This is a genomic window from Pseudomonas sp. xss_2 (genome assembly GCF_043104195.1).
GTDB lineage: Bacteria > Pseudomonadota > Gammaproteobacteria > Pseudomonadales > Pseudomonadaceae > Aquipseudomonas > Aquipseudomonas urmiensis.
Genome location: NZ_JBICKL010000066.1, coordinates 21,344 through 44,853 on the forward strand (window position 1 = coordinate 21,344; position 23,510 = coordinate 44,853).

At 63.0% G+C, this 23,510-nt stretch carries 23 protein-coding genes and 1 pseudogene; 11 read left to right on the plus strand and 13 right to left on the minus strand.

The genetic code is table 11. The annotated features are described in order from the left end of the window. Positions 1-359: 359 nt before the first annotated feature. The gene (locus ACF8K2_RS16700; RefSeq protein WP_186554629.1) at positions 360-1,682 is read left to right on the plus strand and encodes a dicarboxylate/amino acid:cation symporter; all 1,323 of its coding nucleotides are present in this window, start codon (positions 360-362) and stop codon (positions 1,680-1,682) included. A gap of 140 nt (positions 1,683-1,822) precedes the next feature. On the opposite strand, the pseudogene ACF8K2_RS16705 reads toward ACF8K2_RS16700, so the two are convergent. Both ACF8K2_RS16705 and ACF8K2_RS16710 read right to left on the minus strand, forming a co-directional pair. Further along, positions 1,823-2,320: pseudogene (locus ACF8K2_RS16705) on the minus strand (SprT family zinc-dependent metalloprotease); the annotation flags it as partial. 127 nt (positions 2,321-2,447) lie between these two features. Next, positions 2,448-3,047 carry a Yip1 family protein gene (locus ACF8K2_RS16710; protein WP_186554631.1) on the minus strand — a complete coding sequence of 200 codons (600 nt, stop codon included), beginning with the start codon at positions 3,045-3,047 and terminating at the stop codon, positions 2,448-2,450. Between the two features lie 284 nt (positions 3,048-3,331). Here ACF8K2_RS16710 and ttcA point away from each other — a divergent pair, with 284 nt between their 5' ends. Continuing rightward, on the plus strand, positions 3,332-4,156 hold the full coding sequence (ttcA, locus tag ACF8K2_RS16715) for a tRNA 2-thiocytidine(32) synthetase TtcA (protein WP_186554632.1): 825 nt from the start codon (positions 3,332-3,334) through the stop codon (positions 4,154-4,156). Between the two features lie 4 nt (positions 4,157-4,160). Further along, entirely contained in the window at positions 4,161-4,832 is a 672-nt protein-coding gene (locus ACF8K2_RS16720) for a DNA-3-methyladenine glycosylase I (RefSeq protein ID WP_186554633.1), read from the plus strand. Between the two features lie 191 nt (positions 4,833-5,023). On the opposite strand, the gene ACF8K2_RS16725 is transcribed toward ACF8K2_RS16720, so the two are convergent. The 3 genes from ACF8K2_RS16725 to arsC are packed head-to-tail and all read right to left on the minus strand — an operon-like array spanning position 5,024 to position 6,385. Next, complete coding sequence (locus ACF8K2_RS16725; protein WP_186554634.1) at positions 5,024-5,437, minus strand: DUF2069 domain-containing protein; 414 nt, start codon at positions 5,435-5,437, stop codon at positions 5,024-5,026. Beyond that, on the minus strand, positions 5,430-6,035 hold the full coding sequence (gene wrbA / locus ACF8K2_RS16730; RefSeq protein ID WP_186554635.1) for an NAD(P)H:quinone oxidoreductase: 606 nt from the start codon (positions 6,033-6,035) through the stop codon (positions 5,430-5,432). Before wrbA ends, ACF8K2_RS16725 begins: the two co-directional genes overlap by 8 nt. Then, on the minus strand, positions 6,032-6,385 hold the full coding sequence (gene arsC, locus ACF8K2_RS16735; protein WP_392466137.1) for an arsenate reductase (glutaredoxin): 354 nt from the start codon (positions 6,383-6,385) through the stop codon (positions 6,032-6,034). Before arsC ends, wrbA begins: the two co-directional genes overlap by 4 nt. Positions 6,386-6,472: 87 nt before the next feature. On the opposite strand from arsC, the gene ACF8K2_RS16740 reads away from it, so the two are divergent. Beyond that, positions 6,473-6,937 carry a TlpA disulfide reductase family protein gene (locus tag ACF8K2_RS16740; protein ID WP_392466139.1) on the plus strand — a complete coding sequence of 155 codons (465 nt, stop codon included), beginning with the start codon at positions 6,473-6,475 and terminating at the stop codon, positions 6,935-6,937. 158 nt (positions 6,938-7,095) lie between these two features. Here the strand turns inward: ACF8K2_RS16740 and ACF8K2_RS16745 are convergent, their stop codons facing one another. The 4 genes from ACF8K2_RS16745 to ACF8K2_RS16760 form a co-directional block, all read right to left on the minus strand. Further along, positions 7,096-7,500, minus strand: coding sequence for an META domain-containing protein (locus tag ACF8K2_RS16745; RefSeq protein WP_186554638.1), 405 nt, complete (start codon positions 7,498-7,500; stop codon positions 7,096-7,098). Then, on the minus strand, positions 7,497-7,934 hold the full coding sequence (locus tag ACF8K2_RS16750; RefSeq protein WP_392466141.1) for a hypothetical protein: 438 nt from the start codon (positions 7,932-7,934) through the stop codon (positions 7,497-7,499). The genes ACF8K2_RS16745 and ACF8K2_RS16750 overlap by 4 nt, the downstream gene beginning before the upstream one ends. A gap of 31 nt (positions 7,935-7,965) precedes the next feature. After that, on the minus strand, positions 7,966-8,955 hold the full coding sequence (locus ACF8K2_RS16755) for a 2-hydroxyacid dehydrogenase (RefSeq protein ID WP_186554640.1): 990 nt from the start codon (positions 8,953-8,955) through the stop codon (positions 7,966-7,968). A gap of 164 nt (positions 8,956-9,119) precedes the next feature. Beyond that, positions 9,120-11,876, minus strand: a complete 2,757-nt coding sequence (locus tag ACF8K2_RS16760; protein ID WP_186554641.1) for a response regulator — start codon at positions 11,874-11,876, stop codon at positions 9,120-9,122. 206 nt (positions 11,877-12,082) lie between these two features. Between ACF8K2_RS16760 and ACF8K2_RS16765 the strand changes: the two genes are divergently transcribed. The 7 genes from ACF8K2_RS16765 (at position 12,083) to ACF8K2_RS16795 (ending at position 20,444) form a co-directional block, all read left to right on the plus strand. After that, entirely contained in the window at positions 12,083-12,799 is a 717-nt protein-coding gene (locus ACF8K2_RS16765) for a response regulator transcription factor (RefSeq protein ID WP_186554642.1), read from the plus strand. Positions 12,800-12,801: 2 nt separating this feature from the next. Then, positions 12,802-14,202 carry a sensor histidine kinase gene (locus ACF8K2_RS16770; RefSeq protein WP_392466146.1) on the plus strand — a complete coding sequence of 467 codons (1,401 nt, stop codon included), beginning with the start codon at positions 12,802-12,804 and terminating at the stop codon, positions 14,200-14,202. 138 nt (positions 14,203-14,340) lie between these two features. After that, a complete protein-coding gene (gene cysM / locus ACF8K2_RS16775) occupies positions 14,341-15,240 on the plus strand; it encodes a cysteine synthase CysM (RefSeq protein ID WP_392466149.1) in 900 nt (299 codons plus the stop codon). Further along, positions 15,240-16,598 (plus strand): 23S rRNA (uracil(1939)-C(5))-methyltransferase RlmD, encoded by a 1,359-nt coding sequence (gene rlmD / locus ACF8K2_RS16780; RefSeq protein WP_392466151.1) that lies wholly within the window; start codon positions 15,240-15,242, stop codon positions 16,596-16,598. Before cysM ends, rlmD begins: the two co-directional genes overlap by 1 nt. A gap of 96 nt (positions 16,599-16,694) precedes the next feature. Next, positions 16,695-18,935, plus strand: a complete 2,241-nt coding sequence (gene relA / locus ACF8K2_RS16785; protein ID WP_186554645.1) for a GTP diphosphokinase — start codon at positions 16,695-16,697, stop codon at positions 18,933-18,935. 109 nt (positions 18,936-19,044) lie between these two features. Further along, positions 19,045-19,878: a nucleoside triphosphate pyrophosphohydrolase gene (gene mazG / locus ACF8K2_RS16790; RefSeq protein WP_264235800.1), complete on the plus strand. Its 834-nt coding sequence runs from the start codon at positions 19,045-19,047 to the stop codon at positions 19,876-19,878. 26 nt (positions 19,879-19,904) lie between these two features. Next, the gene (locus ACF8K2_RS16795; RefSeq protein WP_264235799.1) at positions 19,905-20,444 is read left to right on the plus strand and encodes a DUF2058 domain-containing protein; all 540 of its coding nucleotides are present in this window, start codon (positions 19,905-19,907) and stop codon (positions 20,442-20,444) included. A gap of 44 nt (positions 20,445-20,488) precedes the next feature. Here the strand turns inward: ACF8K2_RS16795 and ACF8K2_RS16800 are convergent, their stop codons facing one another. The 4 genes from ACF8K2_RS16800 to purM form a co-directional block, all read right to left on the minus strand. Beyond that, positions 20,489-20,671 (minus strand): hypothetical protein, encoded by a 183-nt coding sequence (locus ACF8K2_RS16800; RefSeq protein ID WP_186554648.1) that lies wholly within the window; start codon positions 20,669-20,671, stop codon positions 20,489-20,491. A gap of 275 nt (positions 20,672-20,946) precedes the next feature. Beyond that, entirely contained in the window at positions 20,947-21,657 is a 711-nt protein-coding gene (locus ACF8K2_RS16805) for a DUF3108 domain-containing protein (RefSeq protein ID WP_312154735.1), read from the minus strand. A gap of 8 nt (positions 21,658-21,665) precedes the next feature. Beyond that, complete coding sequence (gene purN, locus ACF8K2_RS16810; protein WP_264235738.1) at positions 21,666-22,319, minus strand: phosphoribosylglycinamide formyltransferase; 654 nt, start codon at positions 22,317-22,319, stop codon at positions 21,666-21,668. Beyond that, positions 22,319-23,377 carry a phosphoribosylformylglycinamidine cyclo-ligase gene (gene purM, locus ACF8K2_RS16815; protein ID WP_186554651.1) on the minus strand — a complete coding sequence of 353 codons (1,059 nt, stop codon included), beginning with the start codon at positions 23,375-23,377 and terminating at the stop codon, positions 22,319-22,321. Before purM ends, purN begins: the two co-directional genes overlap by 1 nt. Positions 23,378-23,510 lie beyond the last annotated feature (133 nt).

A 23,510-nucleotide genomic window follows, 5' to 3' on the forward strand; every position in this document is an offset into this window, starting at 1 on the left:
AAACCCGCTCCTACAAGGTCACCGCTAATCTTGTAGGAGCGGGCTCGTCCCGCGATGAGGCCAGCAGGGCACACTCCGGGCGGATTCCCGCCATCGACCCTGTTCAATTCCCGCCACCGGGCGGAAATCCGCCAGCGATTCCCCCCGCCATTGCCCCCTCATTGGGCAAGCAAACCCTTCAAATCCGGCTCCTGCACCCAATCCGGGCATTTTGGCATCGCCCTTGCTATTGACTTGGCAGAGACCTGCCCAGGCGGCTCGAACACAACGACAAATCCCTCCAGGTGCAGGAGGGTTAGCGATTCAGGTGCCCCCGCCCTGGGAAGGGTGGAAACCGGCACACTTGAGGAAAATTAGCCATGACGACACGTCAGCCGCTGTACAAATCCCTGTATATCCAGGTGTTGGTTGCCATCACCATCGGTATTCTGCTCGGTCACTACTACCCTGAAACCGGCGTCGCGCTCAAACCCCTGGGTGACGGGTTCGTCAAACTGATCAAAATGGTCATCGCCCCGATCATCTTCTGTACCGTGGTCAGCGGCATCGCTGGCATGCAGAGCATGAAATCGGTCGGCAAGACCGGCGGCTACGCGCTCCTGTACTTCGAAATCGTCTCCACCATCGCCCTGATCATCGGCCTGGTCGTGGTCAACGTGGTCAAGCCAGGCGCTGGCATGCACATTGACGTCAGCACCCTGAACGCCAGCAGCGTGGCCGCCTATGCCGCCGCCGGCGCGCAGCAGACCACCGTCGGCTTCCTGCTCAACATCATCCCTAACACTGTGGTCGGTGCCTTCGCCAACGGCGACATCCTGCAAGTGCTGATGTTCTCGGTGATCTTTGGCTTCGCCCTGCACCGCCTGGGTAGCTACGGCAAGCCGGTGCTGGACCTGATCGACCGCTTCGCCCATGTCATGTTCAACATCATCAACATGATCATGAAGCTGGCCCCGATCGGTGCCTTCGGTGCCATGGCCTTCACCATCGGCCAATACGGCGTCGGTTCGCTGGTGCAGCTGGGCTACCTGATGGCCTGCTTCTACGTCACCTGCCTGGCGTTCATCCTGATCGTGCTCGGCGGTATCTGCCGCGCCCACGGCTTCAGCGTGCTCAAGCTGATCCGCTACATCCGTGAAGAGCTGATGATCGTGCTGGGTACCTCTTCCTCGGAATCTGCCCTGCCGCGCATGCTGGCCAAGATGGAGCGTCTGGGTGCGAAGAAATCCGTGGTTGGCCTGGTCATCCCGACTGGCTACTCGTTCAACCTCGACGGTACCTCGATCTACCTGACCATGGCTGCGGTGTTCATCGCCCAGGCCACTGACACCACCATGGACATCACCCACCAGATCACCCTGCTGCTGGTGCTGCTGGTCGCGTCCAAAGGTGCTGCTGGCGTTACCGGTTCGGGCTTTATCGTCCTGGCTGCGACCCTGTCGGCTGTCGGCCATCTGCCGGTTGCCGGCCTGGCGCTGATCCTCGGCATCGACCGCTTCATGTCCGAGGCGCGTGCGCTGACCAACCTGATTGGTAACGGCGTGGCTACCATCGTCGTGGCCAAGTGGGTCAAGGAGCTGGACGAAGACAAGCTGCAAGCCGAACTGGCTTCCGGTGGTTCGCCGCTGGAAGACACCCGTCCGACTGACGACCTGGGCGTGGCTGAAGGCCCAGCTCGCTGATTCAGGCGTAAGCACAAAGGCGACCTTCGGGTCGCCTTTTTTGTCGCTGGGATTTGTGATGCAGCGTCGGCCTCATCGCGGGGCAAGCCCGCTGCCACGCAGGACGAGCGGCACAAGAGCTGCGTGGGGGCGATAACCCTCTATTCGACGCGCGTCTGGCCGCTGTACACCAGAATCTGCCGGCAGCGCCGACACAGATAACGCCGCCCCTGGCGCACCAGCTTGTGGCGCTGCGCACTGAACGGAAAATCACTCTGCGGGCAAGGGCACTGATAGATGTAGCGCGTAGCCGTGCGCCGCTTCACTTCATAGTTATGGCAGCGATTGGGCGGCAGCTCGTACACCCCACGCATGATCAGCTGCCACTCCTCGCCATGCGGCTGGATGCTGTCGCCAAACAGCTGATGCGCCACCAGGTGGGCCACTTCATGGGCCACCGTCTGGCGCAGGAAGTCTTCCTGGTTGTCGCGGTACAGCTGCAGGTTGAAGCGCAGCAGGTTCTCATGCAGGTGGGCAACCCCGGCTTTCTGGCCGCGCAGCTTGAAGCTGACCTGCGGGCGGGCAAAGGGGCGCTTGAAGAAGGCTTCGGCTTGCTGATAGCAGGTTTCGACGCGGGATTCGAGCAACTCGGGCATGGCGGTGAATAGTCTCCTGAGCCGGGCATTATGCCGTAACCACCTTTGGCCTGCCGAGCCACCGGTCAGCAGGCAGCCAAAGGCCGCCTTGCGGCGGCCCGTGACTTGATGCCCCAGTGTTGGTTTGGATCTAGTTGGTATACACAGGCCCCACGCCCAAGCCCCAGATGATCACGGTGGCGGCCATGATTGCCACCAACACCACCAGGCCCACTGCCAGCACCGAGCTGGAGAACAGGAAGCCTTCATCTGACGGGATGTTCATGAACGTCGGCAAGCCCACATACAACAGGTAAACCGTGTAGCAAATGGCCGCTGTGCCGACCAGCATGCCCAGCCATAGGTGTGGGTAGAGCGCCGCCAGGCCGCCGATGAACAGCGGGGTGGCGGTGTAGGTGGCAAAGGCGATGCATTGGGCCATGGACGGCGTGGCATCGTAGGTGCGCGCCATCCAGTGAATGAAGGCGCCCATCACCGCCACCCCGGCTAGCATGGCCAGGTAGGACATCACGCTCATCCACAGCGCGCTTTCCATGGTCAGCATCACTGCCGGTCGATTACCGATCACCCAGCCCACCTGGGTAGTGCCGATAAATGCCGAGACCGCGGGGATCGCCGCCAGTATCAGCGTGTGGGTCAGGTACATGTGGCTGATGGTTTCGTCCTCGCCACGAATCTCCTTCCACTCCTGATCGGGATGGGTAAACAGCCCCAGAACGTGATGGATCATGCGGGTCACTCCTATCGTCGTTGCCAAACGCCCCCCAAGTGGAGCGCTTGCGGCCCGAGGCCAGGCACCGATGCATGCGGTAATGTGGCCTTATGTCGCAGTATAGGAAGCAGATCCCCGCTTAATACCTGCTTTTTAGAGCAAATTGCGCTGTTAAACGGCTTGCTGATTCCCTTGCAGTCTTTGATCGGAATACGGCCGTTAATTGTGCCCAGGCCCTACGCCCACGTGCGGTTTGTGCGTAAAATAGCCGGCTTTTGTCACACCTCGCGGATTCAAGCGCTATGGGCACCCTCTCGGTCAACCAGAACAAACTGCAAAAACGCCTGCGTCGTCTCGCTGGCGAAGCCATCACCGACTACAACATGATCGAGGATGGCGACAAGGTCATGGTCTGCCTGTCTGGCGGCAAGGACAGCTACACCATGCTCGATGTTCTGCTGCACCTGCAGAAGGTGGCGCCGATCAAGTTCGAGATCGTCGCGGTGAACATGGACCAGAAGCAGCCAGGCTTCCCCGAGCATGTGTTGCCGGCCTACCTCAAGGAACTGGGGGTCGAGTACCACATCGTCGAGAAGGACACCTACTCGGTGGTCAAGGAGCTGGTGCCCGAGGGCAAGACGACCTGCTCGCTGTGCTCGCGCCTGCGCCGTGGCACCTTGTACACCTTCGCCGACGAGATCGGCGCGACCAAGATGGCCCTCGGTCACCACCGCGATGACATCGTCGAAACCTTCTTCCTCAACATGTTCTTCAACGGCGCGCTCAAGGGCATGCCGCCCAAGCTGCGTGCCGATGACGGCCGTAACGTGGTGATCCGCCCGCTGGCCTACTGCCACGAGAAGGACATCCAGGCCTACTCGGACATGAAAGAGTTCCCGATCATCCCGTGCAACCTCTGCGGCTCGCAGGAAAACCTGCAGCGCCAGGTGGTCAAGGAGATGCTGGTGGAGTGGGAGCGCAAGCACCCGGGGCGTACCGAGAGCATCTTCCGCGCCATGCAGAACGTTGCCCCGTCGCAGTTGGCCGACCGCAACCTGTTCGACTTCAACAGCCTGAAGATCGACGAAAACGCCGCGCCGCGCTTCCTTGACGTGCTGAACATCTGAGCCCATGCGCGATTATCAGTGGCTGCATGAGTACTGCCTGAACCGCTTCGGCTCGGCCAAGGCCCTCGAAGCCTTCCTGCCGCGGCCGAAAACCCCGGCGCAGTTACGCGATATCGGCGATGACCGCTACCTATCGACCCTGTCGCTGCGGGTGTTTCGCGCGGGCCTCAAGCACAGCCTGGTGGACGCCAAGTGGCCGGCCTTCGAGCAGGTGTTCTTCGGTTTCGATCCTGAGAAAGTGGTGCTGATGGGCGCCGAGCATCTGGAGCGGCTGATGCAGGATGAGCGGATCATCCGCCACCTGGGCAAGCTCAAGAGCGTGCCGCGCAATGCCCAGATGATTCTGGATATCGAGCAGCAAAAGGGCAGTTTCGGTGCGTTCATCGCCGACTGGCCGGTGACTGATATCGTGGGCTTGTGGAAGTACCTGGCCAAGCATGGCAACCAGCTCGGTGGACTGTCGGCGCCGCGCTTCTTGCGTATGGTCGGCAAGGACACCTTCATTCCAACCGATGACATGGCGGCGGCGTTGATTGCCCAGGGCATCATCGACAAGGCGCCGACCAGCCAGCGCGATCGGGCGTTGGTGCAGGAGCTGTTCAATCAGTGGCATGCCGAGAGTGGCCGGCCGCTGTGTCAGCTCTCGGTGATGCTGGCGCACACAGTCAACCACTGATTCGGCCCCTCGTCGGCGGCCCCTTGTCGGAAGGGGCGTGGGAGCGGACTGCGTGGGAGCGAACTGCCTGGGAGCGAGCTGCGTGGGAGCGGGCTTGCCCCGCGATAGCGATGTCGGCCTCAGCCTCGCTATCGCGGGGCAAGCCCGCTCCCACGTAGCCTACGCAGTCCACGCAGTCCACATAGCTTGTTCTAGTTTCCTTCGCCGGCCAGCCTGCGCTCATGCTGAAACTTCCAGCGCACAAACAGCAGCCCGCTAACAAACAGCCCCAAGCTCACCAGCACCTCGATCCAGCCAAACACCGCGCGCGCCGGATCGAACGCCGCCAACACGCCCTTGATGAAGTAGATGTTCACCACAAAGCAGGTCCAGGCATGCGCCCGGGCGCTGCCCATCAGCATCCCCGGCAGCAACAGCAGCAGCGGGATCAGCTCGATCGCCAGGATGACCTCGACCCGCGCCCCATGCAGGTTGGCGAACCACAGGTTATTGATCACCAGCAGGACGATCAGGCCGAAGAAACAGCCCAGGCTCAGCGCCCGCGTCAAGCGCAGGCGCGGGCTCAACCACTCAAGCGCTGGCAGCACCTTGGGCTTCCTAGCCACGTTCACCACCCAAAGCCTTGGCGGTGCTCGCCAGGCGTTGGCCGAGCGCGCGGCACAGGGCGATCTCATGGCTGTCCAGCTCGCGCTTGCCATCTGCCCCGGCATGATGGCTCGCCCCGTACGGGGTGCCGCCACCACGGGTCTCGAGCAGCGCCGACTCGCTGTAGGGCAGGCCCATGACCAGCATGCCGTGGTGCATCAGCGGCAGCATCATCGACAGCAGGGTGGTCTCCTGGCCGCCGTGCAGGCTGGCGGTGGAGGTGAACACCGCCGCCGGCTTGCCGACCAGCTCACCGCCCAGCCACAGGCTGCTGGTGCCATCGAGGAAGTACTTGAGCGGCGCGGCCATGTTGCCGAAGCGGGTCGGGCTGCCCAGGACCAGCCCGGCGCAGTGGCGCAGGTCGTCGAGGGTGGCGTACAACGCACCGCTGGCGGGGATATCCGGGGCCACTGCCTCGCATTCGGTGGAGATCGCCGGCACGGTGCGCAGGCGCGCTTCCAGGCCGGCCATCTCGACGCCGCGGGCAATGTGCCGGGCCATCTCGCTGGTCGAGCCATGGCGGCTGTAATACAGCACCAGGATGAATGGATCGCTCACGGCAGGATCTCCAGCACCTTCTCGGGTGGGCGACCGATGATCGCCTGGTCGCCGACCACCAGAATCGGCCGCTCGATCAGTTTCGGGTGTTGTGTCATGGCTTCGATCAACTGTTGGTCGCTGAGCGCCGGGTTGGCCAGCTCCAGGGTCTTGTATTCGTCTTCACCGGTGCGCAGCAGCTGGCGCGGGGCGATGCCCAGCTTGCCCAGCAATGCCTTGAGGGTCGCCGCATCGGGCGGGGTTTCCAGGTAGCGCACGATGGTCGGGCTGAGGCCGCGCGCTTCGAGCAGCTCCAAGGCGCCGCGGGATTTCGAGCAGCGCGGGTTATGATAGAGAGTCAGATCAGTCATGACGGGTCGCATCCAGCAGGGTGTGGCGGCTATTCTAACCGCAGCGACTGAATTACAGGTTTAGAAAACTTCGAGAAGGATTGACCCATGGCAAAGCGTTTGGCAGCTGCACTGGCCATCACTGCGAGCCTGTTGCTCGGCGGTTGCGGTGCGGACTACGGCGTGGACCAGCACGGCAATACGGTAAAGGCTGAACAGATCGAGGGGCACTGGCTGGTGCTCAATTACTGGGCCGAATGGTGCGGGCCGTGCCGTACTGAAATCCCTGAGTTGAACGCTGCGGCCAAGCAGTGGGACAGCCAGGGCATCAAGGTGGTCGGGGTGAACTTCGATGGCCTGCAAGGGCAGGAGCTCAAGCAAGCTGCCGAGACCCTCGGGATTGGCTTCACGGTACTGGCCCAGGATCCGGCAGAGCGTTATGAGCTGCCGCGTAGCGAGGCGTTGCCGGTGACCTACATCATCGATGACAAAGGCAAGGTCCGTGAGCAACTGATGGGCGAGCAGACCCTGGAAGGGCTGCAGGAGAAGATCAAGGCCCTCAAAGGCGCCTAATGATGTTGACTTGATACCTGGGGCTGCTTTGCAGCCCTTCGCGGGCAAGCCCGCTCCCACAGGGACCGCGCTTGTACCCGGTACACACTCTGTGGGAGCGAACTTGTCGGGGCGCTGACCCGCCGCGAAGGGCCGCAGAGGGGCCCCAACAGAGGTGATCAGCCTTCTTCAGGCCAGAACCGCAACGGTTTGCCTTGGGCCGGCCAGAACCGAATCTGTTCGATCGCCGAAACATCCCAACGCTGCACCGTCTCCAGCGCCTCGAGGAAACGCTTCTCCTGCTCCATCAACGCCGGCGCGCACAGCTTGCGGGTCTTGCCGACCTTGCCGAAGCTGATCCGCTCACCCTCAAGCGTATACGGCGCAAACCAGTGGTTGCAGCCGCCATTGCCATAGGCGCGGCCGTCTTCGGCCAAGGTCAGGGTCAGGTGGCTGTAATCGATCAGCGGGCGTTCGCCAATCCACTCAAGCACATAGCTCTGCTCTTGTTGCAACTTCGACGGCTGCGCAGCGCAGCCCAGCAGGCCGGTGGCAATCAGCACGCCGGTCAGCATGTTTTTCACTGAGCGCTCTCCTGGCAGTGTGGGCACAGGTGCTTGTCACCCTTGCTGATCCAGCCCAATTCAGCGACGCGGGCACTGGCGGCCGGCTTGTGCGCCTTGTTACCCAGCTTGCCGTCGACGGCGAACTCGAAGTCGAGCACGGCTTGGCAGCTGTCGCACTTGACCTGCCAGTTGAGGATCTCCAGCTCTTTGAACGCCGGGCCGCTGGCCACCGCGACCCACTGGCCGCGCGGGTTGATCAGGTGGCGTACGCTTTCCACGGTCAGGCGCATGGACAAGTCCTTGCTGCCTTTGAGGGTGACCAGCAGGACGTCGTCCTTCTGGATCGATCCGCCATTGCCGGTCACCTGATAGCGACCCGGCACCAGCGCGCGGCATTCGATCAGGGTGTGTTGCGGGTTGAATAGGGTGTAGCGGAAATCGTGCTCGACCATGGGTCCTCCAGAAATGCCGCGTATCCTAGCATCAACCCTCGACCAGATTCTGCGGATTGCCTGCCACCCAGCGGATGATATTTTCCAGGGTGGTCGCAGCGATCGCATCCAGCGCCTCACGGGTCAGGAACGCCTGGTGGGCGGTAATGATCACGTTGGGGAAGGTCAGCAGCCGGGCCAGCACATCATCTTGCAGGGGCAAGTCGGAGCGGTCCTCGAAGAACAGCTGGGCTTCTTCTTCATACACGTCCAAACCCAGGTAGCCGAGTTGGCCGCTCTTGAGCGCATCGATCAGGGCTGGGGTGTCGACCAGCGCACCGCGACCGGTATTGATCAACATCGCGCCCGGTTGCAGCGCTGCCAGGCTGTGGGCGTTGATCAGGTGGCGGGTGTGCTCGGTCAGCGGGCAGTGCAGGCTGACGATCCGCGACTGGCGCAGCAACTCAGGTAGCTCCAGGTAGCGTGCACCCAAGGCCAGCATGTCGGGGTTGGGGTAGGGGTCGTAGGCCAGCAGCTGGCAGCCAAAGCCGGCCATGATGCGGGCGAAGGCCACGCCGATCTGGCCGGTGCCGACCACCCCGACGGTTTTGCCATGCAGGTCGAAGCCGGTCAGCCCGTGCAGGGTGAAGTCGCCTTCGCGGGTGCGGTTGTAGGCGCGATGCAGGCGGCGGTTGAGGGCCATGATCAGCGCCACCGCGTGCTCGGCCACCGCATGCGGCGAGTAGGCCGGCACCCGTACCACGGTCAGCCCCAGGCGTTTGGCGGCGGCCAGGTCGACGTGGTTGTAGCCCGCCGAGCGCAGGGCGATCAGGCGCGTGCCGCCGGCGGCCAGGCGCTCCAGCACCGGCTGGTCCAGTTCGTCGTTGATGAAGGCGCAGACCACCTCGAAGCCGCTGGCCAAGGCGGCGGTGTCCAGGGTCAGGCGGGCCGACTGGAAGTGCAGTTCAAGGTTGTTGTCGGTGCTGGCGCGGGTGAAGCTTTCCTGGTCGTAGTGCTGGCTGCTGAACAACAGAGTGCGCATGGCGGATTCCTTGGCAATGAGGCGAGGTGAGTTTAGCCCGATTGGCTTGGCGGACTTTGATCGGTGCCAAGAGAGGCTCAGTCAGTACCGGCCTATTCGCGGGCAAGCCCGCTCCCACAGGGTCCGAGATGTCGAGAAGCCAGTGGGAGCATCAGTAACCGCACTCAAGCACTCTGCTGCGCCTGTTCGGCCAACCGGCTGATCGCCTGATCCAGCTCATCCAGCGCCTGCAAGGCCTGGGGATTATCCTGCTTGAGCAGGGTCTCGCTACGCTGGCACGCCGCCCGCAACTGCGGCACTCCACAGTAGCGCGATGCGCCATTCAAGCGGTGTACCCGCTCGATCATCGCCTCACGGTCACCCGCTTCACGTGCGCTGCGAATCGCCTGGCGATCAGCCTCCAGCGACTCCAGCAGCATGCTCAGCATGTCCGCTGCCAAGTCCGGCTTGCCCGCGGCCAGGCGCAAGCCTTCTTCCGGGTCGAGCACCTTCAGCTCGCTGCTGTCCGGCAGGCGCTCGGTGATGCGTTCCTGCTGCGGGGTGCCCAGGTTCAGCCCGGTCCATTTCATCACCACCTGGCCCAGTTGCCGTTCACTGATCGGCTTGGTCAGGTAATCGTCCATGCCGCTGTGCAGCAGGGCGCGTTTTTCATTGGCCATGGCATGCGCGGTGAGCGCGACGATCGGCAGCGGGTTACCGCTCTGGCTGTTTTCCCACAGGCGGATCTGCTCGGTGCAGGCGCGCCCGTCCATACCAGGCATCTGCACATCCATCAGCACCAGGTCGAACGGCTCATCCTGCACCGCTTGAACCGCCGCAAAACCATTGTCGACCGCCAGCACCTCGGCGCCGAGGTCTTCGAGCAGGGTCTGCACCAACAACAGGTTGGCCGGGTTGTCGTCGACGCAGAGGATCTTCGGCACCCGCTGGCTGCCGGCAACCCGGACTTCGCTGGTTTGCCGACGTGGCTGAATCAGCTCTACCAGCAGCCGGCGCAGCTTGCGCGTACAGGTCGGCTTGGACAGCAGCTGACCATGTGCGTTGGGCAGGTAAGGGTGGTACAGCGCCTGTTCGGTGGTTGGGCACAGCACCACGCACTGGCAATCCAGGCGCTCCAGTTGTTGGTGGTACTGGGCGAGTTGTTCCGGCGACAGGTTGCCCAGGTTGGCCCCGAGCACGGCGAACTCGAACGGCTGGCCAGCCAGGTGCGCCGCCTGAACGCCTTGCAGCAACTGATCGAAGGAGGCGAACAGACTCACGCTCAAGCCGCAATCTTCCAGTTGGTGCTCAAGAGCCTGGCGCGCCAGTTCGTGGCCGTCGACGATTGCCGCGCGTCGCCCGAGCAAGGGTTGCAGCGGCAAGTCTTCGGCATCGTCGTGGGCCTTGGGCAGGTTCAGGCTGATCCAGAACTGCGAGCCTTCTCCCGGCGTGCTGTCGACGCCGATCTCGCCGCCCATTTGCTCGATCAAGCGCTTGGAGATCACCAGCCCCAGGCCGGTGCCGCCGGGCTGGCGCGATAGCGAGTTATCGGCCTGGCTGAAGGCCTGGAACAGGGTGCGCACATCTTGCGGCGACAGGCCGATGCCGGTGTCTTGCACGCTGATGCGCAGTTGCACGCTGTCTTCTTGCTCGTCTTCGAGCATGGCGCGCACGACGATAGTGCCCTCACGGGTGAACTTGATAGCGTTGCTGACCAGGTTGGTGAGGATCTGCTTGAGCCGCAGCGGGTCGCCGACCAACGACAACGGCGTGTCGCGATAGACCAGGCTGAGCAACTCCAGCTGCTTGGCGTGGGCCGCTGGGGCGAGGATGGTCAGGGTGTCCTGGATCAGGTCGCGCAGGTTGAACGGGATGCTGTCGAGCACCAGCTTGCCGGCCTCGATCTTGGAGAAGTCGAGGATCTCGTTGATGATCCCCAGCAGGTTGTCGGCCGATTTCTCGATCGTGCTCAGGTAATCGAGCTGGCGCGGCGCCAACTCGCTCTTTTGCAGCAGGTGGGTAAAACCGAGGATGCCATTGAGCGGGGTGCGGATCTCATGGCTCATGTTGGCGAGGAACTCGGACTTGATCCGGCTGGCTTCCAGGGCCTCCTTGCGCGCCATGTCCAGCTCGATGTTCTGGATCTCGATGGTCTCAAGGTTCTGGCGCACATCTTCGGTGGCCTGGTCGATGCTGTGCTGCAGCTCTTCGTGGGCGTTGTGCAGGGTTTCGGCCATGCGGTTGATGCCGGCAGCCAACTCGTCCAGCTCGTGGCTGCCCATGGCCGGCAGCCGCGCTTCGAGGTTGCCGTCCTTGAGTTGGGTGACCGCTTGCTTGATGCGGCTGATCGGGTCGTTGATCGTGCGGCTCATGCGCAGGGCGAGCAGGGCCGTCAGGATCAGGCAGCCCAGGATCAACAGTACGCTGGTGAACAGGTTGCGATAGCCGCGCAGCAAGGTGCCGTCGTGGGACAGCTCGATCTCGACCCAGCCGAGCAGTCGCTCGGCCTCGGCGGGGATGGCATCGGTAGCCAGGTCGCGATGATGACCGAACACCGGCATCAGGTAGCGCGTGGCATCGTTGCCACTGCGTTGCAGCAGTTGGGTACCAGTGCCGCCGCTGGGCGGCTGATTGAGCATGCTCGGGCCGGCGTGGGCCAGGCGCGAGCGGTCGGGCGCGAGGAACGCCACGGCGCGCACGTCGGCCTGCTCCAGCGCCTGGGCCGCGATGCGTTCGAGCTGCGGCGCGGTGTGCTGGGCCATCGCCGGTGCGGCCAGCGGCGCCAGCTGTTCGGCGATCATCTTGCCGCGCTGCAGCAATTGGCTGCGCAGCTCGTTCTGCTGCAACCAGGTGAAATAGCTGCCCAGCACCAGTGCCATCAGGCTGGCCGGCAACAAGGCCAGCAACAGCACCCGGCTTCTGATTCCCAAACGATCGAGCACACTCGCCTCCTGTGATGTGCCTTGCGGCCGTCGCCGAGCGGGACGGAATAATCTCGGAACGTTACTCCGGGTCTGGCGCTAATGCACTCATTGCAGACGATTTTTGTCGCCTGCGCTGGCCTCATCACCTCACCGGTCGCAATTGGGTTGCCTGGCCCGGCCACATGGCCAATAATCGCGCAACTGAGAATAAATGTCAGAAGCCAATGAATCCTGTAGCCATTCACAATTCGAACATTCTCGCCATCGAGGACGACCCAGTCCTTGGCGCCTACCTGCATGAGGAGTTGCAGCGTGGCGGCTTCCAGGTGACCTGGTGCCGCAATGGCCAGGAAGGTTTGGAAAGGGCAGGCCGCCAGGTGTTCGATGTCGTGCTCATGGACATCCTGCTGCCTGGCCTCAATGGCCTGGACGCGCTCGCCCAGCTGCGCAGGCGCAGCACGACGCCGGTGATCCTGATGTCGGCGCTCGGTGCCGAGGCCGATCGCATCACAGGCTTCCAGCGCGGTGCCGACGACTACCTGCCCAAGCCGTTCAGCATGGCCGAATTGCAGGTGCGCATCGAGGCGATCCTGCGCCGGGTCGATCTTGAGCGCCGGCGCAAGGTCCAGCCGCAGGTCGAGCCGGGTCAATTGCAGTTCGACGAGGCCGCCAGCGACGTCTGCCTGAATGGTCAATGGGCCGGGCTTACCCCCAGCGAATACCGCCTGCTCGATACCCTCAAGCGCAGCCAGGACGAGGTGCTCAGCAAGCCCTTCCTTTATCAGCAGGTGCTCCAGCGCGGCTACTCGCGTCACGATCGCAGCCTGGACATGCATGTCAGCCAGATCCGCCGCAAGCTCAAGAGCGTGGGTTATCACGATCAGCAGATTCGCACCGTTTGGGGCAAGGGCTACGTGCTCAGTGCCGGTGAGGCCGACTGATCATGCTTGACCGACACTCGTTGTTCTGGCGGCTGGCGATTCTGCTGGTGGGCTTCTGCCTGTTGATGATCGGCCTGAGCTACACCTGGGGCCGGCACATGGAAACCCAGAATGCGTTTCTCTCCGAATCGGCCCGCCAAGAGCTGCGTGGCTATGCCGCCGAGGCCGAGCGGGCCTGGCGCGAAGGCGGCCAGGCTGGGGTCGATCGCTGGCTGGCCGAGATGCACCAGCGCGAACCAGGCTGGGTCGGTGTGCTCGACGCCGACCTGCAATCACTGAGCAGCACGCCGCTGGTCACCGCCGAGCGCCAGCGCATGACCCGCTTGCGCGGCGTCGACTGGCCCATGAGCCGGCGCAGTGTCGATCAGCCCTGGGTGCGCTTGGCGTTTCCCACCCTGCCCGAGCAGGGCATGTTGGTCATCGAGTTGCCCGAGCGGCTCAATCCCGGCAAGTACCGTCTGCTCTGGCAGGTCGTGACCAATGGCGTGATTCCGGGTCTGTTCACCTTGCTCTTGTGCGTGGGTCTGTATCGCATGCTGATCGTGCCGCTGAACCAGCTGCGCGAACAGGCCAATGCCTGGCGCGCCGATCAGCTCTCGGCACGTCTCGACTCGCGCACCACTGGCCGGCATGACGAGTTGGGCGAGTTGGCCCGGGCATTCGACCAGATGGCCGAACGCTTGCAGGGTACGGTCGCCCTGCAGCAGCAACTGCTACGCGATTTGTCCCATGAGATGCGTACTCCGCTGAGCCGTCTGCGCGTCGCCTGCGATGGGGAGAACGACCTTGAGCGTCTGCGCGAGCGCCTGACCCGAGAAGTGGACTGCATGCAGCAACTGGTCGAGGACACGCTGCAACTGGCCTGGCAGGACGCCGAGCGGGCGCCGATGAACCTTGAGCCGATCCAGCTCCAGGCGTTGTGGGACATGCTGGCTGAGGATGCCTGCTACGAGAGTGGCTGGAGCCCGTCGCGGCTGCGCTGCGAGGTGCCGGCAAACTGCTGGGTGCAGGGCAACCTCAATCACTTGGCCCAGGCCTTCGAGAACATGCTGCGCAATGCCATTCGTCATTCGCCTGAACAGGGCTTGATCAGCCTCGGCGCAAAGCGTGAGGGCAATCACTGGCGGATCTGGCTGGAAGATCAAGGCGGCGGTGTGGCCGAGGACGATCTGGAGCGGATCTTCGCGCCTTTCTCGCGCCTGGACGGATCGCGGCCCGGGGATGGGGGCTTTGGCCTGGGCCTGAGCATCGCGCGCGGCGCCATCCAGCGCCAGGGCGGTACCTTGTGGGCGGAGAATGGCAAGCACGGCCTGCGCTTGTGCATGCGCCTGCCGGCGCATATCGCGGGGCAAGCCCGCTCCCACGAGGCCGCTGTAGAGCCAACGTCATACGCTGGAGCCTGAACTGCGCGTGCTCGCCCGGGGAAGCGTCTCTCACGCCTATATAGCGGTTAGCTATAGCAACCGTAGATTGCGTGATATGGCCGCGAAAGGTTTGCCGGTATGATAGTCGCCCCTGCCGTCCGGATTGCGAAATACGCCATGACCCTGCAGTACCCAACCATCGCCGATTGCGTCGGCAATACGCCTCTGGTTCGCCTGCAGCGCTTAGCCGGCGAAACCAGCAATACCTTGCTGCTCAAGCTCGAAGGCAACAACCCCGCAGGCTCGGTCAAAGACCGCCCGGCGCTGTCGATGATCACCCGCGCCGAGCTGCGCAACCAGATCAAGCCCGGTGACACCCTGATCGAAGCGACCTCCGGTAACACCGGTATCGCCTTGGCCATGGCGGCGGCGATCAAGGGTTACAAGATGATCCTGATCATGCCGGACAACTCCACTGCCGAACGCAAGGCGGCGATGACGGCCTATGGCGCCGAGCTGATCCTGGTCAGCAAGGAAGAGGGTATGGAAGGTGCGCGCGATCTGGCCGAGAAGCTCCAGGCCGAAGGCCGTGGCCTGGTCCTGGATCAGTTCGCCAACGGCGACAACCCGATTGCCCACTACACCAGCACCGGCCCGGAAATCTGGCAACAGACGCAAGGCACCATCACTCATCTTGTCAGCTCCATGGGCACCACCGGGACCATCATGGGCTGCTCGCAGTACCTCAAGGAGCAAAACCCAGCGGTGCAGATCGTCGGTCTGCAACCGATGGAAGGCTCGGCCATCCCCGGCATCCGCCGCTGGCCGCAGGAATACCTGCCGAGGATCTTCGATGCCACCCGCGTTGATCGGGTCGTGGACATGTCCCAGGCCGAGGCCGAAAACGTCACCCGTCGCCTTGCCCGTGAAGAGGGCATTTTCTGCGGTGTGTCTTCCGGTGGTGCGGTGGCAGCCATGCTGCGCCTGTCCCAGGAAGTGGAAAACGCCGTGATGGTCGCGATCATTTGTGATCGCGGTGATCGTTATCTCTCCACCGGCCTGTTTGACGCGACCTGATGACCAGCAAGAAAAGCAAAGGCGGCCTGCGCTTCCAACCGGCCGGCGGCAACCGTGCACCCCAAGTCCCGGTGGGCAAGAAGCAGCGCCTGGACATCGAGCGGCTGTCCGGAGATGGCCGAGGTATCGCCTTCCATGACGGGCGCACCTGGTTCGTCAGCGGTGCGTTGGCTGGCGAAGCGGTCGAGGCGCGGGTGCTCAATGCCCGCGGCAAGATCGTCGAAGCGCGTCTTGAGCGGGTGTTGCAGGCCAGCGCCGAACGGCGCCAGGCGCCGTGTCGGCATTTCGACCGCTGCGGCGGCTGCAACTTGCAGCACCTGGCGCATGAAGACCAGCTCGTACTCAAGCAGCGCCTGCTCGCCGAGCAGTTGCAGCGGGTGGCCGGTATCCAGCCGCAGGCCTGGGCCGCGCCGCTGTTCGGTCCGGAGTTTGGCTACCGCCGCCGGGCGCGCATCGCCGTGCGTTGGGACGCCAAGGCGCGGCAACTGGACGTAGGCTTTCGTGCCGAAGCCAGCCAGGACATCATCGCCATCGACGACTGCCCGGTGCTGGTACAGCCCTTGCAAACGATCATGCGGCATTTGCCGACTGTGCTGCGCAGCTTGAGCAAACCTCAGGCCCTGGGCCATGTCGAGCTGTTCAGTGGTAGCGCCGAAGCGTTGCTGGTGCGGCATGTGGCGCCACTGCCGGAAGACGACCTGGCGCGCCTGCAGGCCTTCTGCAAACAAGCCGGTGCCCAGCTATGGTTGCAAGGGGACGGTGAGCCGGCGCCAGTCGAGGCCGGGCAAACCTTGGGCTTCACCCTGGAGCCGTGGGCGTTGCAACTGGCCTGGCGGCCGGGCGACTTCGTCCAGGTCAATGCCCAGGTCAATACGATGATGATCGAGCAGGCCCTGGCCTGGCTCGCGCCGCAAGCCGATGAGCGGGTGCTGGATCTGTTCTGTGGCCTGGGCAACTTTGCCCTGCCGCTGGCCAGGCTGGCCCGCGAAGTGGTTGCGGTGGAAGGTGTACAGGCCATGGTCGATCGGGCCGCGGCCAATGCCGGGGAAAACAATGTGCATAACGCACGGTTTTTTCAGGCCGATTTATCGCAGCCTTTGGCAGGCGCCGGATGGGCCGCCGAGGGCTTTTCTGCGGTACTCTTGGATCCACCGCGCGACGGTGCTTTCGAGGTGGTGCAAGGCATCGCACGCCTCAAGGCCAAGCGGTTGGTCTACGTGTCCTGCAACCCAGCGACGCTGGCGCGAGACGCCCAGGTGCTGGTCGCTCAAGGGTACCGGTTAACAAGGGCCGGGATTCTCGACATGTTTCCTCAGACGGCGCATGTCGAAGCCATGGCGTTATTCGAAGCGGGCTAGTCAGCTGGCCCCTTGGTGCGGCTTCCATGGATTGGAGGTCACACGGTGATTGTCAGTGCACCTGCGTGGTGCGCTGTATGGAAAGGTAAAGCAAAGATGGTACAGGTGAGAGTGCACCAGCCGGTCAACACCGACGGCAGTATCAATCTCGAAGCGTGGTTGGATCATGTGGTCAGCGTCGATTCGGCGTTGGACCGCGTGGCCCTGAAAGAGGCTTGTGAGTTCGCTCAGGAAGTCGAGAAAAAGGGCAACCCGGCCAAGCATTCCTGGGCGGACGGTACGTCCAGCTTCCAGGCCGGTCTGGAAATTGCCGAAATTCTCGCAGACCTGAAGCTTGACCAGGATTCGCTGGTAGCTGCAGTGATCTACCGCTCGGTGCGCGAAGGCAAGGTGACCCTGGCCGAGGTCGGCCAGCGCTTTGGTCCGGTGGTGTCCAAGCTGATCGACGGCGTGCTGCGCATGGCGGCGATCAGTGCCAGTCTTAGCCCGCGTCAGTCGCTGGTACTCGGCTCCCAGGCGCAGGTGGAAAACCTGCGCAAGATGCTCGTGGCCATGGTCGACGACGTGCGCGTGGCCCTGATCAAGCTCGCCGAGCGCACCTGCGCGATTCGTGCGGTCAAGGCCGCCGACGATGAAAAACGCCTGCGCGTGGCGCGTGAGGTGTTCGACATCTATGCGCCGTTGGCCCATCGCCTGGGTATCGGTCATATCAAGTGGGAGCTGGAGGACCTGTCCTTCCGCTACCTCGAACCCGATCAGTACAAGCAGATCGCCAAGCTCCTGCACGAGCGCCGGCTGGACCGCGAGCGGTTTATCAGCGACGTGATGAACCAGCTGCAGAACGAGCTGCTGGCCACCGGCGTCAACGCCGATATCAGTGGCCGGGCGAAACACATCTATTCGATCTGGCGCAAGATGCAGCGCAAGGGCCTGGAGTTCAGCCAGATCTATGACGTGCGCGCCGTGCGCGTGCTGGTGCCGGAAATCCGCGATTGCTACACCGCGCTCGGCATCGTGCATACCCTGTGGCGGCACATCCCCAAGGAATTCGACGACTACATCGCCAACCCCAAGGAGAACGGCTATCGCTCGCTGCACACTGCGGTGATCGGCCCTGAGGGCAAGGTGCTGGAAGTGCAGATCCGTACCCACGGCATGCACGAGGAAGCCGAGCTCGGCGTCTGCGCCCACTGGCGCTACAAGGGCACCGACGTCAAGGCCAGCTCCAACCACTACGAAGAAAAAATCTCCTGGTTGCGCCAGGTGCTGGAGTGGCACGAGGAACTGGGCGACATCGGCGGCCTGGCCGAGCAGTTGCGGGTCGATATCGAGCCGGACCGGGTGTATATCTTTACCCCCGACGGCCATGCCATCGACCTGCCCAAGGGTGCCACGCCGCTGGACTTCGCCTACCGCGTGCACACCGAGATCGGCCACAACTGCCGCGGCGCCAAGATCAACGGGCGGATCGTACCGCTCAACTACAGCCTGCAGACCGGCGAGCAGGTGGAGATCATCACCAGCAAGCACGGCAGCCCTAGCCGCGACTGGCTGAACTCCAACCTCGGCTATGTCACCACCTCGCGGGCACGGGCGAAGATCGTCCACTGGTTCAAGCTGCAAGCACGCGACCAGAACGTCGCTGCCGGCAAGACCCTGCTCGAACGCGAACTCAGCCGCCTCGGCCTGCCGCAGGTGGACTTCGAGCGTTTGGCGGAGAAGGCCAACGTCAAGACGGCCGAGGACATGTTCGCTGCCCTCGGCGCCGGCGACTTGCGCCTGGCCCATCTGGTCAACGCCGCGCAGCAGTTGCTCGAACCTGAGCGCATCGAGCAGATCGAGCTCACCCCGCGCAAATCATCGAGTTCGCGCACCGGCAAGCGTGCCGATATCCAGATCCAGGGGGTCGGCAACCTGCTCACGCAGATGGCCGGTTGCTGCCAGCCGCTGCCCGGTGAGGCGATCGTCGGTTACATCACCCAAGGCCGCGGCGTGACCATCCACCGCCAGGACTGCGCCTCGGTGCTGCAACTGGCTGGCCGTGAGCCGGAGCGGATCATCCAGGTCAGTTGGGGCCCGGTGCCGGTACAGACCTACCCGGTGGACATCATCATCCGCGCCTACGACCGCCCAGGCTTACTGCGCGACGTGTCGCAGGTGTTGCTCAACGAGAAGATCAACGTGCTGGCGGTCAACACCCGCTCGAACAAGGAAGACAACACCGCGCTGATGTCGCTGACCATCGAGATTCCGGGCCTGGGTGCCCTCGGACGCTTGCTGGGGCGCATTTCGCAGTTGCCTAACATCATCGAGACGCGGCGTAATCGTACCCCTTGAAATCGCGGCGGCCTCTTCGCGGGCAAGCCCGTTCCTACAGGATCTCAGCGGTCCTTGTGGGCGCGGGCTTGCCCGCGAATGGGGCGACACGGTCCGGAAGGATTGACCCATGACCTACACCCTAGAAGATCTGCTGCACCTGATGGCCCGGCTGCGCGACCCCAAGCACGGCTGCCCCTGGGACCTCAAGCAGGACTACGCCAGCATTGTCCAGCACACCCTCGAAGAGGCGTATGAAGTCGCCGATACTATCGAGCGCGGCGACTTTGTTCACCTGCAAGGCGAGCTGGGCGACCTGTTGTTCCAGGTGGTCTACTACAGCCAGCTGGCGCGCGAGGAGGGCCGTTTCGAGTTCGCCGGTGTGGTCGATGCCATCACCCGCAAGCTGATTCGTCGCCACCCTCACGTATTCCCCACCGGCGATCTCTATGCGGCCCTCGACACCCCACGCCTGAGTGAGGCCGAGGTCAAAGCCCGTTGGGAGCAGATCAAGGCCGAGGAGCGCGCCGAGCACAGCGAGCCAGAGCAGCTGTCGTTGCTCGACGATGTGCCTGCCGCGTTGCCAGCCTTATCGCGAGCGGCCAAGCTACAAAAGCGTGCGGCCACGGTCGGCTTCGACTGGCCAGAAGCACTGCCGGTGCTGGACAAGGTCCGCGAGGAGCTTGATGAGGTATTGCAGGCCATGGCCGACGGCGACAGCGATGCGCTGGAAGACGAAATCGGCGACCTGCTGTTTGCCACCGTCAACCTGGCCCGGCACCTCAAGCATGACCCGGAAAACGCCCTGCGTCGCGCGAACCGCAAGTTCGAGCGACGTTTCCGCTTCATCGAACAGGCCTTGCGCGACAGCGGCAAGCCGATCGAAGAGTGTAACCTTGACCAGCTGGACGCCCTTTGGGGTGAAGCCAAACGTCAGGAAAAGAACCTGCCCAGCTGCGGCTGAGCTGTTGCATAAGTGAGTGAACATCCATGAGCCTTTCCCTTCGCGACCAATTGCTCAAGGCCGGTCTGGTTAACCAGAAGCAGGTCAAGCAGACCAACAAAGCAGAAAAGAAACAGAAGCGCCTGGAACAAAAGGGCCAGGTCGAGGTGGACGACACCCAGCAGCGCCTGGCCAAGGAAGCCATGGCCGAGAAGGCCAAGCGCGATCAGGAGCTGAACCGTCAGCAGCAGGAAAAGGCCGAGCACAAAGCCCGCGCCGCGCAGATCAAGCAATTGATCGAAGCCACCCGCCTGCCCAAGCTGACCACCGAGGACTACTACAACTTCGTCGACGACAAGAAGGTCAAGCGCATCGCTGTCAACGCCTTGATGCGCAGCAAGCTGAGCAATGGCTCGTTGGCGGTGGTGTCGTTCGGCGGTGGTTACGAGGTGATCCCGCGCGAAGCGGCGGTGAAGATCCAGGAGCGCGACCCTAATCGCATCCTGCTGCTCAATACCCATGTCGAGGAGGCGGACGAGGACGATCCGTACGCGGCCTACAAGATCCCTGACGACCTGATGTGGTAAACATGAAAAACCCCGCCTTGGCGGGGTTTTTTATCGGAGACTGTTTACTGCGTGTGGCGCTGGTTCTCCAGGTGCTCAAGCTCCATGCGGTACTGATGGGCTTCATGCTCCTGGTGGAACATGCCGACCAGCTGACCTTGCTGATGCACATCCCAGATCCGCACACCGGCGGCCAGGCCTTCGTGGGACATTTTCGATTCGTCGCGTTCGCTTACTTGGACTGTCATCGTTAAAACTCCACTTCTCGTTGGCTGCGGCACTGTGTCGCAGGCCTTAGTTATAGAGTTTGTTAGCAGGCTAAGTAAATAAACTGCCGATGAAACATGTTTAATGAAGCGCGCATGTGGAAACGTGGGAGCGGGCTTGCCCCGCGATAGCGTCAGACCAAGCAACGCTATCGCAGGGCAAGCCCGCTCCCACGCGCCATGTATCACCCAATACCAAAGGCAAAAAGAAACCCCGCACGCGGCGGGGTTTGTGTGTCAGCAACAAGCCCAGGCGATCAGTTACCTTTCACCGACTTGCCATCGACCGTGCCGTCCTGCAGCACGATCACGTACTCCTTGCCATCAGTTTCAACCTGACGCAGTTGCACCAGCAGGTAGTCCCAGTCCTTGGCGAACCACAACTCGGTGATGCGCTTGCTTTGGCTCGGGTCGCGCACGCGCTCGACCTTGACCGCATCGACCTGGCCGGTCTTGGTGCTGACTTTCTCAGTCCCCAGCACGCGGAAGTCGTAGGTGTCGATCTCGTCACCGTCGACCACCTGGTAGGTCATGCTCTTCTTGCCGGCGGCCACGTCATGCTGCAGCGCCAATTGATAGGACGACTTGTCCAACACGCCGCGGTTGAGCGGCAGGTTGATGGCATCGCCACGGTCGCTACCGGTGACTTTTTTCGCGGTCCAGTCGAAGTCCAGGTCGACTTTCTTCGCTTTGCCCAGGCCGCCACGCTCGAAGTGGTACTTCTGTGGCAGCAGGGTGTCGTTGTCCAGGCGCAGGGTGCTTTGCTCGGTGAGGCTGGCAATCATCATGGAAGCCTTGAAATGAAGGTCCCAGGTACCATTGGCATTCTTCACCAGGCTACGTTCAGCGGTGCCGCTCATGGGCAGCTGCTTCCAGTCGGCGGTGTAGCTGGCCGAGAACGGCTTCAGATCGGCTGCCTGGAGGGGCAGGGCAAGCACGGCGAGAGCCAAGAGCAGGGCGCGACGCATAAATTCTCCTAGGGTCGAATCAAGTGACCGCTGGCCGCCAGCGGCTGGCCATCCAGTAATGCACCGTGTTCGCCAAGACGCAAGCGCCCTTGAGCGAACCAGCGCACCGCCAGCGGGTAGATCTGGTGTTCCTGATGGTGAACCCGGTCGGCCAGGCTTTGCACGGTGTCGTCTGGCGCTACCGCAACCACTGCCTGTACGACCAGTGGCCCGCCATCGAGTTCCTCGGTGACGAAGTGCACGCTGCAGCCGTGCTCGGCATCACCCGCCTCCAGCGCACGCTGGTGGGTATGCAGGCCCTTGTATTTGGGCAGCAACGAGGGGTGGATGTTGAGCAGGCGGCCCTGGTAGTGGCGCACGAAGTCGCCACTGAGGATGCGCATGAAGCCAGCCAGGACCACCAGGTCAGGCTGCATGCCGTCGATCAGCGCCATCAGCGCTGCATCGAAGGCTTGGCGCCCATCGAAACCCTGGTGTTGCAGCACTGCGGTGTCGATCCCGGCGGCCTTGGCCCGTTCCAGGCCATAGGCGTCGGCGCGGTTGGAGATCACCCCGCGAATCTGCACCGGGCTGTCTTGACCCAGGCTGCTGTCGATCAGCGCTTGCAGGTTGCTGCCGGAACCCGACAGCAGTACCACAACGTTGCAGGTCTTGCTCGGCATCAGTGTGCCTTGAGGTTTTGCAGCTCGACCTGGGCAGCGCCTTCGGCGGCATCGGCGATCTGGCCGATGACCCATGGCTGCTCACCCGCTGCGCGCAGCACGTTCAGGGCGTTGTCGACCTGATCCTGAGCGACGCAGATGACCATGCCAACGCCGCAGTTCAGTACGCGGTGCATTTCGTGCTCGTCGACGTTGCCTTTTTCCTGGAGGAAATCGAATACGGCCGGACGCTGCCAGCTGGCTACGTCGATGATCGCCTGGGCGTTCTTCGGCAGCACGCGTGGGATGTTGTCGAGCAGGCCACCACCGGTGATGTGGGCCATGGCTTTGACCGCGCCGGTGTCTTTGATCAGCTTGAGCAGCGGCTTGACGTAGATGCGGGTCGGGGCCATCAGCAGGTCAGCCAGCGGCTTGCCGTCGAGCTGGGTGCTGTCGATGTCGGTGTTGGACACTTCGAGGATCTTGCGGATCAGCGAGTAGCCATTGGAGTGCGGACCGGACGAGGGCAGGGCGATCAGCGCATCGCCGCTGGCGACTTTCGAGCCGTCGATGATCTCGGCCTTTTCCACCACGCCGACGCAGAAGCCGGCCAGGTCGTAGTCTTCACCCTCGTACATGCCTGGCATTTCGGCGGTTTCGCCACCCACCAGGGAGCAGCCAGCCAGTTCACAGCCAGCGCCGATGCCGGTGACCACGGTCGCGGCGACGTCGACATTGAGCTTGCCGGTGGCGTAGTAGTCGAGGAAGAACAGCGGCTCGGCGCCACAGACCACCAGGTCGTTGACGCACATGGCGACCAGGTCCTGGCCGATGCTGTCGTGCTTGTTCAGGTTCAGCGCCAGGCGCAGCTTGGTGCCGACGCCGTCGGTGCCGGAGACCAGAACCGGCTGCTTGTAGCCGGCCGGGATCTCGCAGAGGGCGCCGAAGCCGCCCAGGCCACCCATGACTTCAGGGCGTGCGGTGCGCTTGGCCACGCCCTTGATGCGTTCGACCAGTGCTTCGCCGGCGTCGATGTCTACACCGGCGTCCTTGTAGCTCAGGGAGGGTTGCTTGCTCATTGATCCAGGCCTTTAGGAGGGAGGGATTCAGGAAAACGACCGCGACGGCCAAGGCCGGCTGTTAAAGCGGCGGCTGCCTGTTCGTCACTGGTCTGCGAAGGCGCGCGATTTTATCAGGGTTGCCGGGCAGCGG